The 13,674-nt window shown below is 62.3% G+C and carries 14 protein-coding genes and 1 pseudogene; 10 read left to right on the forward strand and 5 right to left on the reverse strand.

Annotated features, from left to right (window positions below; all coding sequences use genetic code 11):
• Positions 1-122 precede the first annotated feature (122 nt).
• On the forward strand, positions 123-332 hold the full coding sequence (locus B2828_RS11630) for a hypothetical protein (RefSeq protein ID WP_479633913.1): 210 nt from the start codon (positions 123-125) through the stop codon (positions 330-332).
• A 76-nt stretch (positions 333-408) separates the two neighbouring features.
• Here B2828_RS11630 and B2828_RS11635 read toward each other — a convergent pair whose 3' ends face one another.
• From B2828_RS11635 to B2828_RS11650, 4 genes are all read right to left on the reverse strand, one after another.
• Positions 409-1,593: an aldo/keto reductase gene (locus tag B2828_RS11635; RefSeq protein WP_479633914.1), complete on the reverse strand. Its 1,185-nt coding sequence runs from the start codon at positions 1,591-1,593 to the stop codon at positions 409-411.
• 96 nt (positions 1,594-1,689) lie between these two features.
• Complete coding sequence (locus tag B2828_RS11640) at positions 1,690-2,727, reverse strand: class I SAM-dependent RNA methyltransferase (protein ID WP_479633915.1); 1,038 nt, start codon at positions 2,725-2,727, stop codon at positions 1,690-1,692.
• Between the two features lie 120 nt (positions 2,728-2,847).
• Positions 2,848-3,258, reverse strand: a complete 411-nt coding sequence (locus tag B2828_RS11645; RefSeq protein ID WP_479633916.1) for an exosortase system-associated protein, TIGR04073 family — start codon at positions 3,256-3,258, stop codon at positions 2,848-2,850.
• A 71-nt stretch (positions 3,259-3,329) separates the two neighbouring features.
• Positions 3,330-4,442 carry a PfkB family carbohydrate kinase gene (locus B2828_RS11650; RefSeq protein WP_479633917.1) on the reverse strand — a complete coding sequence of 371 codons (1,113 nt, stop codon included), beginning with the start codon at positions 4,440-4,442 and terminating at the stop codon, positions 3,330-3,332.
• 220 nt (positions 4,443-4,662) lie between these two features.
• On the opposite strand from B2828_RS11650, the gene B2828_RS11655 reads away from it, so the two are divergent.
• Positions 4,663-5,421 (forward strand): class I SAM-dependent methyltransferase, encoded by a 759-nt coding sequence (locus B2828_RS11655; protein ID WP_479633918.1) that lies wholly within the window; start codon positions 4,663-4,665, stop codon positions 5,419-5,421.
• Between the two features lie 15 nt (positions 5,422-5,436).
• Here B2828_RS11655 and B2828_RS11660 read toward each other — a convergent pair whose 3' ends face one another.
• Complete coding sequence (locus B2828_RS11660) at positions 5,437-5,865, reverse strand: helix-turn-helix domain-containing protein (RefSeq protein WP_479633919.1); 429 nt, start codon at positions 5,863-5,865, stop codon at positions 5,437-5,439.
• Positions 5,866-6,030: 165 nt separating this feature from the next.
• Between B2828_RS11660 and B2828_RS11665 the strand changes: the two genes are divergently transcribed.
• The 8 genes and pseudogenes from B2828_RS11665 to B2828_RS11700 all read left to right on the forward strand — a co-directional run bounded on the left by B2828_RS11665 (position 6,031) and on the right by B2828_RS11700 (position 13,645).
• Positions 6,031-7,302: an adenylosuccinate synthase gene (locus B2828_RS11665; protein ID WP_479633920.1), complete on the forward strand. Its 1,272-nt coding sequence runs from the start codon at positions 6,031-6,033 to the stop codon at positions 7,300-7,302.
• A 112-nt stretch (positions 7,303-7,414) separates the two neighbouring features.
• Positions 7,415-8,137, forward strand: a complete 723-nt coding sequence (locus B2828_RS11670) for an isoprenyl transferase (protein WP_479633921.1) — start codon at positions 7,415-7,417, stop codon at positions 8,135-8,137.
• Between the two features lie 12 nt (positions 8,138-8,149).
• Positions 8,150-9,592, forward strand: coding sequence for a sigma-54-dependent transcriptional regulator (locus B2828_RS11675; protein WP_479633922.1), 1,443 nt, complete (start codon positions 8,150-8,152; stop codon positions 9,590-9,592).
• A gap of 502 nt (positions 9,593-10,094) precedes the next feature.
• Positions 10,095-10,352 (forward strand): annotated as a pseudogene (locus B2828_RS11680) (type II toxin-antitoxin system RelE/ParE family toxin).
• 7 nt (positions 10,353-10,359) lie between these two features.
• Positions 10,360-10,668, forward strand: coding sequence for a HigA family addiction module antitoxin (locus B2828_RS11685; protein WP_479633923.1), 309 nt, complete (start codon positions 10,360-10,362; stop codon positions 10,666-10,668).
• A 4-nt stretch (positions 10,669-10,672) separates the two neighbouring features.
• A complete protein-coding gene (locus B2828_RS11690; RefSeq protein ID WP_479633924.1) occupies positions 10,673-11,467 on the forward strand; it encodes an aminotransferase class IV in 795 nt (264 codons plus the stop codon).
• Entirely contained in the window at positions 11,464-12,636 is a 1,173-nt protein-coding gene (gene pabB, locus B2828_RS11695) for an aminodeoxychorismate synthase component I (protein WP_479633925.1), read from the forward strand. Before B2828_RS11690 ends, pabB begins: the two co-directional genes overlap by 4 nt.
• A 49-nt stretch (positions 12,637-12,685) precedes the next feature.
• Positions 12,686-13,645: an AraC family transcriptional regulator gene (locus tag B2828_RS11700; protein WP_479633926.1), complete on the forward strand. Its 960-nt coding sequence runs from the start codon at positions 12,686-12,688 to the stop codon at positions 13,643-13,645.
• Positions 13,646-13,674 lie beyond the last annotated feature (29 nt).

Raw genomic sequence — 13,674 nt, forward strand, 5'->3', positions numbered from 1 at the left:
ATGTCCAGACCTCGCGGTTAAAGGCCGTCGCGGCTGTTTTATAGCAGCTTGTTAACTCCCGGCCTCCTTTCGGATAAACCGGAGGAGGCTGAGTTATCAACCTAAACAGCCCAAGGACGATCATGACGCCGTTTTCTCACTCTTCAAATCTCTGGTATTATCTAGGTGCCGACAACCGACTGCTTGGCCCCATCACTATCGGGGGGCTCGATGCCCTTTTTGTAGAGGGGGTGATCTCCCTCCAAACGCGGGTCATCCGCGAATTTGGGAAGGATTTCCAGCCTTACGGCGCCGTCTTTACCGACTCCGGCTTGCGAGATCAGCTCCTTTAATAAGCCGACCGTTTCCTGCTTTCCTCGTGCCCAAATGGAGTTTTGGAACGAGGCAAGCCATACAACCACCTGACCGTTAGTCGCCCTGGCTCAGGCGCTTTTTCGGGGCGTCGACGAGGAGCTGGTGGGCGTCGCGCAGGATGCCGGGGATGCGGTCGGCAAAGGGGGAGGCGTGGAGCACTTTGCGCACGGCGGCTTCGTCGAAGGTCCCGGCATTGAGGCCCGGGAACCAATGCCCAGCTTGCCCCATCAAGTTGTAGCGCATTTTAGCGAAACCGACCATGCCAAGCCCCCGGGCGTAGGTCCAGAGGCGCAGGATTTCCTGCACGTTGACGTGGCCGGGCACCTCTTCCCACGCGGGAAGGCCCTGCCACCAGCCGTTGACCCAGTCGGCCCCGAGCTCTTCCTCCATCCGGGCCCGGAGACGGGCGGCGATGGGGGCGGTGACTTCCCCGGCGCAGTCGTAGTGCTCCAGGGCGGCGACGTGCGCGTCGTAGTCCGAGGGGCGAGCGGCGCCGATGGAAAGGGTGTGGATCTCAGGCCGGGCGAGGCAGTAGAGGTCGTTAAAGGCCATGGGCGTGAGCGGGCTGCACGCCTCGACCCACTGTGGGGTGGGCTCGTAGAGTTTGCCCCCTTTGTCGTTGGGGCTGATGATGAAGACGCCCATGTCATGGCGCGTGGCGGCGTCGATGGCGGGCTGGTTGAACTCGTTGACGAAGTACCAGTGAAGGTTGACGTAGTCGAATTCGCCGGTCTCGATGGCCTTGACGAGGATGTCGCACGGCCCGTGGGTGGAGAAGCCGATGTGGCGTACGCGGCCCTGGCGCTGGAGTTCGCGCGCGGCCTCCAGGCAGCCGCCTTTGCGCACGGCCCAGGCGAGGGTCTCTTCGTTGTTGATGCCGTGGAGGGCAAAGAGGTCGATGTAGCCGACGCCGAGGTAGGCGAACGACTTCTCGAATTTTTCCAAAAAAGCTTTGGGGTCGGCCTCGGGGGCCACCTTGGTCTGGATAATCAGCTTCTCGCGCGGGAACTGGGGCAGAATCCGCCCGAGCTGCATTTCGGAGGTGCCGTAGCCGCGCGCGGTCTCGACGTGGTTGATGCCGAGCTCAAAGGCGTACCGGACGGTGGCCTCCAGGTTGGCCTGGTTGTCGCCGGGGACGTCCCCCAGCGGCTCATCGGTCCACTTGTGCTGATAGCGCATCCCGCCACAGGTAATGACGGGCATCTGGAGTTCGGTGCGGCCAAAGCGGCGGTATTTCATAGGTGGATGGAGAACGGCGGAAGTTTATCCGCAGATCGCCTCACCGCGCAGCAAGAATCGCAGCCCCCACAAAAAAAGGTCTCCTTCCTGAGCCTCCTACCGCCGCTTCAGGTGAACGGCTACTTCGATCTCGGCGGTCTGCGGGAACATGTCCAGCGGGGTGACGCTGTCGATACGGTAGGCCCCTCCCAGGAGCGAGAGGTCGCGAGCCAGGGTGCCGGGGTTGCACGAGACGTAGAAGACTTCGCGCGGGGCACCGGCCTGGATGGCGTCGATGACTTGCGGGGTGACACCGGCGGCAGGCGGGTCGAGGATGAGGGTGGCGTCTGGCGATTCGCTCAAGACCTCGCCGAGGTGCTGGGCGACATCGCCCGCGAGGTAGCGCTCGTTGGGCGAGGCCTGGGAGCGGGCGTGCTCGATGGCGAATTCGTTTTCCTCAATGCCGGTGACGCTCTCGTAGCGTTCGTGCAGGTAATGGGCAAAGAAACCGGCCCCGCAGTAGGCGTCCACGAGGGAGCCGCCGGGGGTGATGCGCGCGCTGACATGGTCCAGGAGCGCCTGGGCCACGGCGTTGTTGGTCTGCTCAAAGAAGCCCTTTTTACGGACTTCGGAAAGGGTGTAGTCGCCATCGGGCATCCGGCGGCGGCGCAGCCCGGCGAGGTGTTCGTTGACTTCGTCGGAGCCGATGGGGCAGCGCTCGATGTCGATGATGGAGACGCCGTCGTTGGCGTAGAACCCGACGACGCCCTCGGCGACGTGGACGCGGATGCGGTTCCGGTAGCCGTATTCGCTGGGCGACGGGATCATGGGGGCCATGGGGGGCTCGGCGATTTTCCCCACGCGGCGCAGGGTCTGCTCGACCTGGCTTGCCTTCAGGAGCAGCTGCCGCGGGTAGGCGATGTGCTGGTAGGCGCAGCCGCCGCAACGGCCAAAGTAGGGGCACTGGGGCTCGACGCGGTCGGGCGAGGGCGCGTCAACGGAGACGAGCCGGGCCTCGGCGTAGTTCTTCTTTTTCCGGGTGATTTCGACCGAGACGGTTTCGCCAGGGATGGTGTAGGGGACAAAGACGACCATTCCCTCGGAACGGCCGACTCCTTTTCCACCGAATGCGACGTCGTGAACAGATATTTGCATGAAAATAATAACGGTGCCGGAAGACGAAAAAAGGCTTCCGTGGGGAAGCCTTTTTTCAAAATGAATCCGCGTGCGAGCCGGGTTTGCTTGAGATAGCCCCCCCGGATAGACGGGGCAACTCTAGTTGCTAAACCCTCCGAAGTACTCGTAGCGGGTATCGCAGCCGATTTCCGGCGGGAATTCGGTGTAGCGATTGAGGGTCCACGGGGTGTTGGCCTCGTAGGGAGCCCGGAAGGAGCTCTTGTAGGCGGGAACCGGGAAGGTCAGCATCTCATACCAGCCCGTTCCGAAACGGAACAAGGAGCGGCCAACCCCTTTGACGAGTCCGTAGCCCCACGCCGCGTTGTTGCCTTCTTTTTCGTTCACCTGCATCATCGTGGCGGGGATTTCGGTCCAGCCATAGACGACGTTGGAGAAGCCACGCCCAAGCTTGCGGGTCGGCCCCTGATCGGACATCGGGGGGGCTTGAATATCAGCGTAGGCAACCGCGCCAAAGGCGACGGCGAGAAGAATGGTGAGGAGGGACTTCATAAACTAGCGTGTTTTTAGCACTTTTCCCTTTGCAAAAGCAATGCGGATTTTTATTCCGGCTCCAATATGTTCTAGAGGGCCTCCAGGAATCCTTTGAGGTCTTCGAGGGCCGGGCTCTTGGCCTGGCGGACGTAGAATCCGGAGGTGGCGACGCCCACTTGCAGGCTCCCGGCGATGTCGAGGCCCAGGAGACGCCCGATGCAGAACCCGGCGTTGAAGTGGTCCCCGGCTCCGGTGGTGATCTTCGGCTTGGCGGTAAACGGGCCCGCGACGTGGGTGGCCCCGGTGGAGTCGGCGGCGGCGGCAAAGGCGGTCGGATGGACGACGACGGTGTCGACTTTGAGCTTCTCCAGCAGGCAGGCGGCATGGCGGGTGACCTGCTCGGGGGAATCGTCCGGGGCGGTGAGGCCCAGCACGGCGCCCACCTGGCGGGCTTCCTGGAGGTTGAGGCCCAGGATGACGCGGAAGTGGCGTTGGAAACCGGCGATGATGTCGAGGGCTTCGATGATATCCTCGGGGGTGCGCTTGGCCGGGTCGGCGAGATCAAAGAAGATCCAGCGTTTGTCGCCGGTGAGCTTGGGGGCGATGCGGGCCTGGATTTTCTTCCAGATGTCGCTCATGAAGGGGAGCATGGTCCAGTTGACCAGGGCGATGAGGGAGGATTGCTGGAAGAGGTCGACGATCTCGGCCTCGGAAATATGTTCAAGGAGGGTTTCCCAGGTGACCTGGCGCAGGCTGTCGTGCTTGCCGCACATGAGCTTGCCGTCCTCGAATTCGATGGCGTCGGTGTAGCCGGGCTCGGCGATGGAGATGACGCGGGCGGAACGGGCGGCGAAATCGGTGAAAACGGGGTGGATATTCGGGCTGCCGAGGTTGCCGACGTAGGTGACGGCGGTGCCGTAGGAGCCGAGGGCGTTGGCCATGATGGGGCCGTTGCCGCCGAGCTTGATCATCTGGGTCACGAATTCAAAATTGGCGCTCAGGCCCGCGGCGGCGCTGATGCGCTGGCCGAAGTCTCCCATGGCGCCCATCCGGGTGTATTCGGTAGCGGAGGCGCGCTTGGCAACGACATGAATAATGGTGTCAACAAAGCCGTCGAGGCCAACGAGTACTTTGGCGTTGGCGAGCTTTTCGGCGGCACCGGGGAGTTGATCGAGAACGACTTGGGAGAGCTTGACAGACATGGGGCCGCATGATGCCCGTATTGCCCTTAAATTGCAAATAGGGATCGCACGTGAAAAACAAAAAGCGGGAGAAGCCCAAAGGGCATTATGAGGTATTCCCTCAGGGTTTTAGGTTGAACCGGCGCTCCGATGCCTCTATTGAATGGCCGGTTACTTCATGAATTTGCCCGGATCTCTCACCTCCGAAGAAGCTCCCCAGGGGGCGCGCCTCAGGGCCAGGATGGATCGTTTTTACCAAACGACGCAGGAGTATGCTGCCTTTCAACATCCCAATGAGATGCCCGAGCAGTGGCCTTACGTTCGCGCGGCGATTGAGGAGACGCTCCAGCGCAAGACGGTCTGCCGGGTGCTGGAGATCGGGGCCGGGCGCAGCAATTTCGCGCGGTTCCTGGGGCCCGATTTACGGGGGGCTATTCACTACACGACGCAGGATGTGACGCGCTCGAACGAGGATCACCTGCGCCAGGCGGCCGACGCGGTGCACTTCGGCAGCGTGCTGGAGCTGGACGGGCCCTTTGATGTGATTTTCTCGACGTTCGTCTTGGAGCACATCAGCGACCCGCGCCGGACGCTCGCGAAGCTCTTCGGGATGCTGGCCGACAACGGGCGGCTCTTTGTCTTTTGCCCACGCTACGACGCGCCGTTTTACCTTTCCCACTCCGCCGACCACTACGGCCCGGCCCGGCGCACGGCCATCGGGCTGACGCTCCTGACGGCCCGGGCCTGGGCGCTCGTAACCCGGCGGCCCCTCTTCCTGATCCACACCGACCCGGCGATTTTTCACCTCGACTGGGACCGCGACCGCGACGCCATTCACTGGGCCTCGCTCTGGGACCTGGAGCTGTTCTTTAAAAAGCGGGCGCGGCTGGAGATCCTCAAACTCCACTCGGAGGGGGTGAAGGACTGGATTGTCAAAAACCTCCTCCAGATCAACCTCTGCATCAGCAAGCCAGACACCCCGCCGCTGCTTGCACGGTAGTTTCCATACAAGGCGTTACGACTCTTCAAGCCGGGAACGGAAGGGCGGTGCCTCCACACCCTTCATTAGTTCGGCCCACGAGCAGCCAAGCGCTCGCTTCAAGCGGAGGATCACGGGAAGGGTGGGTTGGAACTGGCCTTTTTCGATTCGCTGCAAATAGGAACGGTCTATCTCGGCCAATTCACACAGTCGGTTTTGGGTGAGAGAGCGTTCGAGACGCAACCGCGATATGTTTCTGCCAAATTGGTTGGGTGCAGGCACCTTGCTACTGTGGCTGTTTTTTTGGTTTTGAATGCCGCATCCATGCGGCTTTTTCCATTGCAATTGTTTTTTATTTCCGCAAAATGCATCCCGCCGTAGGAAGCCTACCCCCATCACATGGCCCGGCATCGGGAGTTCAATGCTCCCGATGCCTGTCAGCTCTCTGTCTTTGGAAATTCGCAACGAGAACTTTTTAGCTCTGCTCAGCCTTTTCCCGCCCCCTGATTTTCCCCTTTCCAAGAAAGGGCTTGCCGCACGCCCTTGGGCCGATAGACTCCACAAACGTCTCGGAGTTTGGCGAGTGCCGCACCCGAGGCGTTTTTTCTGTGAACTGACTGTTTTTTTACCATGGCAAATACCGTTCTTGTGGGTGCCCAATGGGGCGACGAAGGCAAAGGCAAAATCATCGATTTTCTGACCGAAAAAGCGGACATCGTCGTCCGTAGCCAGGGAGGCAACAACGCGGGGCACACCGTGCTCACGGGTGGCCAAAAGTACGTCCTCCACCTGATCCCCTCGGGCATCCTCCACCCGGGCAAGCAGAACGTGATCGGCAACGGCGTGGTACTCGACCCGGTTTCGCTCGTCGAGGAGATCGAAGGCCTGCGCGCCGTGGGGATCGCCGTGACCCCGGAAAATTTGATTTTGAGCGACTGCGCTCACCTGGTCATGCCCTACCACCGCGCGCTCGACGCCGCCAAGGAGCTCGCCAAGGGCAAGAACAAGATCGGCACCACCGGCCGCGGCATCGGGCCGACCTACGGCGACAAAGTGGCCCGCACCGGACTGCGCCTGGCCGACCTGATGCAGGCAGAGCTTTTCTGCTCCAAACTGGCCACCCGCGTGGAGGAAGCCAACGCGCAGCTCATCTCTATGGGCGCGAAGCCGGTCTCCTTCGACGAGGTAAAGGCCTCCGCGCTGGAAGCCGGAGCGAAACTCCGCCCGTTCGTCGTCAACACGGTCCTCTATTTGAACAAGGCGCTGAAAGCCGGGAAGAACATGCTCTTTGAAGGCGCCCAGGGGACCTTCCTCGACATCGACCACGGCACCTACCCTTACGTTACCTCTTCCAACACCACGGCTGGCGGCGCCTCCACCGGCTCCGGCGTACCGCCGCACCGCATCGACTCCGTGCTCGGCGTCATGAAGGCCTACACGACCCGCGTGGGCGAAGGCCCCTTCCCGACGGAGAACGCCGAGATCGCCGACCTGCTCCACGGCATGGGCCGCGAATTCGGTGCCACCACAGGCCGCGCCCGCCGCTGCGGATGGTTCGACGCCGTCTCCACCCGCTACGCCTCCATGGTCAACGGCATCGACGAGATCGCCATCACGAACCTGGACGGCCTCGACACGGTCAAGACGATCAAGATTTGCGTCGCCTACAAGCTCGACGGCCAGGAACTGGAAGTGCCCCCCTCGGATTTCCAGCTCCTCACCTCCTGCGAACCGGTCTACATCGAGATGCCCGGTTGGGAAACCCCGACCGACCAAATCAAGACCTTCGCCGAGCTGCCCAAGAACGCGCAAGCCTACGCGCTCAAGATCGCCGAGCTGACCGGCGGCAAGCTCATCATCGTAAGCACGGGCGCCCAGCGCGATCAGACGATCTTGGTCTAAAAGAGGCTTTTCCCACCGAGGACACCGCGAACACGGAGAAAGGCAGGAGGTCATTTTTTCCTGTCTTTTTCCTGAGTTCATGAGTTCCTGATCAAAATTCCAAAAAATACCGATGTTCCCCAAATCACCCGCCACCCGCCCGGTTCCCCGGCACATTGCCATCATCATGGACGGCAACGGCCGCTGGGCCCGGGGCAAGGGGCTCGAACGCCTGAACGGGCACGAGCGCGGGGCCGAGGCGGTGCGCGACTGCGTGAAGGGCTGCCGCGAGCTGGGCGTGGAGTACCTGACGCTCTACGCCTTCTCAACCGAGAACTGGCAGCGGCCCAAGGCGGAAGTCGCGGGCCTCATGAAGCTGCTGGAGCGCTTCATCGGCAAGGAAATCCCGGAGCTGGACGCCCAGGGCGTGCGGCTCCAGGCCATCGGAAAGCTGGAAGATCTCCCCGCCTCCACCCGCAAAGCGCTGGAGGCGGCCATCGCGGCCACGGCCCACAACGACAAGCTCACCCTGGTCCTGGCGCTGAGCTATTCCAGCCGCGTGGAGATCGTCGAAGCGGTCCGCGAAATCGCCCGCGAAGCCCGGGAGGGGAAGCTCGATCCCGAAGCCATCGACGCCGCGCTTTTAAGCTCCCGGCTCTATACCTGCGCCTACCCTGACCCCGATCTTCTGATCCGTACCTCGGGGGAAATGCGACTTTCTAATTTTCTTCTCTGGCAACTCAGCTATACAGAGTTCTATATTACCTCCACTTTGTGGCCGGATTTCAGGAAAGGCGACTTGCTGGAAGCCGTCGACGCCTACAGTAAACGCCAGCGCCGGTTCGGAGGAATTTAAAAAGACCCTTTAATGGCAGATAAGTCCCAGACCATCCTTGTTGTAGACCCCGATAGCGATTTTCTCGACTGGGTTCGAAAGCAGCTCGAGACCCCGCAGATCAAGGTCCTTACAGCATCCGCCTCCGACGAAGCCTTCCGGATTTACTGCGAAACCTCCCCCGATCTCCTCATTACCGAGACGCACCTCCAGCCCTTCAGCGGCCTGGAACTGCTGGTGCGGGCCCGGCAGCGCGACACGAACGCGATGGTGATCCTGACCAGCGCCTTTGGGACGACGCAAACGGTCATCGAGTCGATGAAGCTCGGCGCGTTCGACTTTATCCGCAAAGAAGGCCTGCCCTTTAATTTGAAGCACGTGGTCAACGCCGCGCTCACCGAACAGGAGCAAATGCGCTCGGCGGTGACCTTCAAGCCGCAGCTGACCGTCGAGCAGCACCAGGACAGCATCGTGGGCCAGTCGGCGGCCATGCAGCAGGTCTTCAAGATGATCGGCCGCGTCTCCCACTCCGACGCCCCCGTGATGATCACCGGCGAGAGCGGCAGCGGCAAGGAACTCGTCGCCCGGGCCCTCCACACCTACAGCCAGCGCTCCGCCAAGGACTTTATCGCCATCAACTGCGCGGCCATCCCCGAGCAGCTCCTGGAAAGCGAGCTTTTCGGCCACGAAAAAGGGGCCTTCACCGGAGCCGTCGTCCAGCGGGCCGGGCGCTTCGAGCAATGCAACGGCGGGACGCTCTTCCTGGATGAGATCGGCGACATGCCCATCGCCATCCAGAGCAAAATCCTGCGCGTATTGCAGGAAGGGGAATTTTCGCGCGTCGGCGGCAACGAAACGCTGCATACCGACGTGCGCATCGTAGCCGCGACGAACAAGAACCTGGAGCAGGAGGTCAGCAAAAAGACCTTCCGCGAGGACCTCTTCTACCGCCTCAACGTCGTACGCATCCAGCTTCCGCCGCTGCGCCAGCGCGTGGAGGACATCCGGCTGCTGGCCGAGTACTTCCTGCAAAAGGTGGCTTCCAAGAAGCACTTACCGCGGCTGCGCTTGAGCGAAGAGGCCATCCGGCTCATGGAGTCCTACGCCTGGCCGGGCAACGTCCGCGAACTGGAGAACACCATCCAGCGGGCGACCGTACTGGCCACCTCCGACGTGATCCTGCCCAAGGACCTCCCGCTGGGGAGCGTCAACGTCCCGCTCGAATCGGAAATGGCAGACGGCGTCGCCTCGGTGGAGATGACCAAGGAGAGCGCGCTCGAATTTTTGCTCCAGACGGCCCAGGCCGACCCGACGATCCAGCTCCTTCCCTGGCTGGAACGGGAATTCACGCTCCATGCGATGAAGATCACCAAGGGCAACCAGGTTCGCGCCGCGAAATTGCTCGGCATCACGCGGGCGACCTTGCGCAAACGGATCGAGATCTTCGGAATTACCAAAGAGACGAGCATTTCGTAGGGACCATCGGGACGATAGAGGGGTCCCATTGCCCTCGTTACGAATCTCCAGATTCGTAACGCAAGCTGTCTCAGGAATCTCTGATTCCACAGACTCGCTGGACGAATCAAAGATTCGCAGACAAAAGACGCTGCCTTTCTCCCCTTCTCGTTCCCAAACTCCATTTGGGAACGCCATTGCTCCGGCAACTCGATTGCCGCAATGAGAGTTGCGGGACCAAGTGCGTGCCGAAATAGAGTTTCGGCACGAGGTGAAAAGATATTTGATTTTCACACAAGGCCAAGCCAACGCGCTGGGAGCATTGAACCCCCAGCGCGCGGTCGCGTCTGATGACGGGCTTCCTACGGCGGGCATAGAATATAGGAAAAAATGGCCCCAAGTATTCCCATGAAGAATATTCGTAAAAAAAGTTACTTTTTCCGTGCTCGGATGGAATTTGGGATATACTTAAAATTAAACTCCGCACCTTGACGCATGACGTTATGCGTTATACTATTCCTCAGTGATTCAATCGTTCCGCTCGAAAGAGACCGAAAAGATTTGGCTGGAGATCCCGTCACGAAAGCTGCCTCGGGAGATTCAGCGCTGGCGTTGCGCAAATTGATCTGTCTCAATCAAGGGCACCTCTGGAAACCGGCTTGAAGCCCTTAAAGGCAATCGGGCCGGGGCCCACAGCATCGGCATTAATGACCAATGGCGTATCTGCTTTGTTTGGCATGACGGAGACGCCCACGAGGTAGAGATCGTCGATTACCACTAAAAACACCATGAGCACCGCCCATCTTCACGACATCACGCCGGGAGAAATTCTCCAGGAGGAATACATGGTCCCCATGGGGCTTTCCCAGAATGCGCTGGCTCGCGCTTTGGGCGTCCCCGCGCGCCGGATCAACGAGATTATTCACGGGAAACGGGCCATCACGCTCGATACGTCTCTGCGGCTCGGGCGCTTTTTTGGCCAGTCGCCCCGATTTTGGCTTAATACACAGATTGAGTGCGATATGCGCAAAGCCGCCGCGTTGGTGGAACGGATTAACCGAGAAGTGCAGCCGTTTTCACCGGCCCACGCCGCGTAAATTCATGGCGGACCAGTCTTTCCTTTCGACCGGCTCCGAGTTTGAGCCCCGCAAGGCGCTGCCTCTCACCGACCGCGGCTTCCGCTACGGGATGTCTTTTTTCGAAAGCGTGGCCGTGCGCGGCGGGCGGGCGGAGTTTCTGGAGGGGCATCTGGCCCGGCTGGAGGCGGCTTGTGCCAAGGTCGGGTGGGCGGTCGATACCGGCGTTCTTCAACAGGCGGGAAAACAGCTCGAAGCGCTCGCGCATTCCTCCCCCACCCCGCTCTTTTCCCGGATTTACGTGACGGCGGGCGACGGCGGACCGGCGGACCCGGTGACGGCACCCCGGGTTTTGGTTTTCGCGGAGCCGCGCGCCAACCCGGTGGCCCATTCGGTCGCCGTGCGGGTGCATCCGGAGCCGTTTTTGCCAGTGCTGGGCGGGCTCAAAACGGCTAATTACTGGGCCAATGCGGAGGCTCTCCGGCAAGCGCGTGCGGAGGGCTCTGGCGAGGCGCTGCTCTTTAATCCGCTCGGCGAGTTGGTCTCGGCCTGCATGGCGAATGTTTTCGTAGAGCTGGATGGGGCTTGGATCACGCCGCCCACGGCCCAAGGGGCACGCGATGGCGTAACCCGCGAGTGGGTGCGGCGGCAGCGCACGGTGGAGGAACGCCCCATCCGCCGAGAGGATCTGGTACGCGCCACGGGCGTTTTCCTCACAAGCTGCTGGTCCGGGCCGGTGCCGGTTTCCGCGCTGGACGGGCGGGCGCTCCCGACGGCCTTTGCCGAAGCGCTTGGGGCGGAGTTTTTTCAACGGCCATGAACGCGCTCTGCCCGGAAGAGGTTGCGTCGCGGTTCCACCGGGAGCCGGGGTTTGTGTTTTTCGATACGGCGCTCACGGCACCCGGCGCGGAGGCGGCTTCGCTGATCGCGGCCCGGCCACGGCTGACGATTCGCGGGGCGTCCGATGCCGACTGGCGCATTCTCAAGGAAACGCTCGCGGCCCAGCGGGGCGAAGGGTTCGCAGCGGGGTGGATCGACTACAACGGGGCGTTTTGCTTCGGATTTTATGACCTGGTGCTGCGGTTTGACCATCGCGCGGGCACGTGGCGCGGGGAGCCCACGGGTTGGAGCGAATCGACGGCGGCGATGGAGCCGGTGGGGCCGCTTCCGTTCGCCGCCTCGATGCCGTGCGCGGACTACATGCAGCGGGTGCGCCGCGCGCAGGAATACATCGCTGCGGGGCACATCTACCAGGTCAACCTCGCCCACCGCTTCGCCGCTCCGTGGCCAGGCGGGGACCCGTTCGCGCTTTACACGGAGCTGCGCCGCTGCTCGCCCGCACCTCACGCGGCATACCTGGCGTTTCCGGAACGAACGGTCCTTTCGTCGTCGCCGGAGCTGTTTTTAAAGATCGACGGGCGGCGAATAACGACCCGTCCGATCAAAGGGACGCGGCCTCGGTTCGCCGATCCGCAGGCCGACGCCCGGAGCGCCGCCGAGCTAATCGCCAGCCCCAAGGAGCGCGCTGAGCTGATCATGATCACCGATCTGGAGCGCAACGACCTCGGCCAAGTCTGCGCGTTCGGCTCCGTGCGGGCCAGCGAGGTGCTGAAACTGGAGCGCTACGAGCAGGTTTACCACCTTGTCTCAACCGTCGAGGGGGAGCTGCGCCCCGGCGTGGACGCGGTAACCGCCCTGCGCGCCTGCTTCCCCGGAGGCTCGATCACCGGCGCGCCGAAAAAGCGGGCCATGGAGATTATCCGGGAGCTGGAGCCGGAGCCGCGCGGGCTTTTCACGGGGGCCGTCGGGTATTTCGACTTCAACGGCTCGTGCCAGTTCAACATCGCCATCCGCACGCTGTTGATCGAGCGGGGCGAGGCGCATTTCCACGTCGGCGCGGGGATCGTGGCCGATTCGGACCCGCTCGCGGAATGGGAAGAGACCCTCCACAAAGCCGCTGGCATCCGCCGGGCCGCCCATTCGATTTGATCTTGGCGCATTCCGTCGATATTTTGCCCCCTAACAGCCGCTGACCGCCGTGAACGCCCCGAAACTCATCCAAAGCCCGCTCCACCCCGGATGGCTGATCCCCGAGGGCTGGGAGCAGATTCTCGGCATCCAGATGGATTACCGGCTGGGCAACTCCGTGCTCCACCTCTGGCGGGTGCAGTGGAACCAGCACGTCGGCGCCGGGCAGGAGAACGGCCTCCACACGCACGAGACCCACCAGCTCCTCTACTACCGCCGGGGCGCGGGCGAGCTGGTGACTTCCGGGGAGTGTTACCAGGTGGGCAAAGGGAGTATTTTCGTAGTGCCCGCCGGGTGCGAACATCGCTTCCTCGGCAGCCGTGGCGAACCGGCGCTCTGCCTAGCGCTCGATTTCTCGGTGGCCGAGGCGGGGGCGCTCGATTCCTGGGCGAGCCGGGACGAGGGGGCCGTGCTTTTCAGCTTGATCCACGCCGACCGCGCCCGGCCCTTCCTGCTGAGCCTGCGCGACCAGACGGAGGTGGACGACTGCATCAGCGCGATCGTCGCCGAGAACGACCGGCGCGAACTGGGCTACGCCTCGATGATCCACGCCCACTTGATCCGCCTCCTCTCGCTCTGCCTGCGGGCAACGCAGCGCGCCCAGGGGTTTGGCGAGCACTTCCGGCACACCGCCTGGCGGCATGCGCTCATCGCCGAGCGCGCCCAGGCGTTTATCCGCGCGGAAGGGGTGCGCCAGGGGCCGGAGCTGACGCTTACCGAGGCGGCCCGGGCCTGCGCGACGAGCCCCAACCAGCTCAACCGCATTCTGCGCCATGCCACGGGCTCGACGTTTCACCAGATTCTCCTGCGCTACCGCCTGGACCACGCGGCGGAACTGCTGCGGAGCGGCATGGCAAACTGTACGGAAGCCGCCTACGCCGCTGGTTTCAACGACAGCAACTACTTTTCGCGGGCCTTCCGCAAAGTCTTTGGCCATGCGCCCTCGGCACTGAGCCGGGACGGAAAATAAGCGCCCTTCCCGAAGCGGCGCGCGTAAGC

The organism is Spartobacteria bacterium UBA695 (assembly GCA_002298145.1).
GTDB lineage: Bacteria > Verrucomicrobiota > Verrucomicrobiia > Chthoniobacterales > Chthoniobacteraceae > UBA695.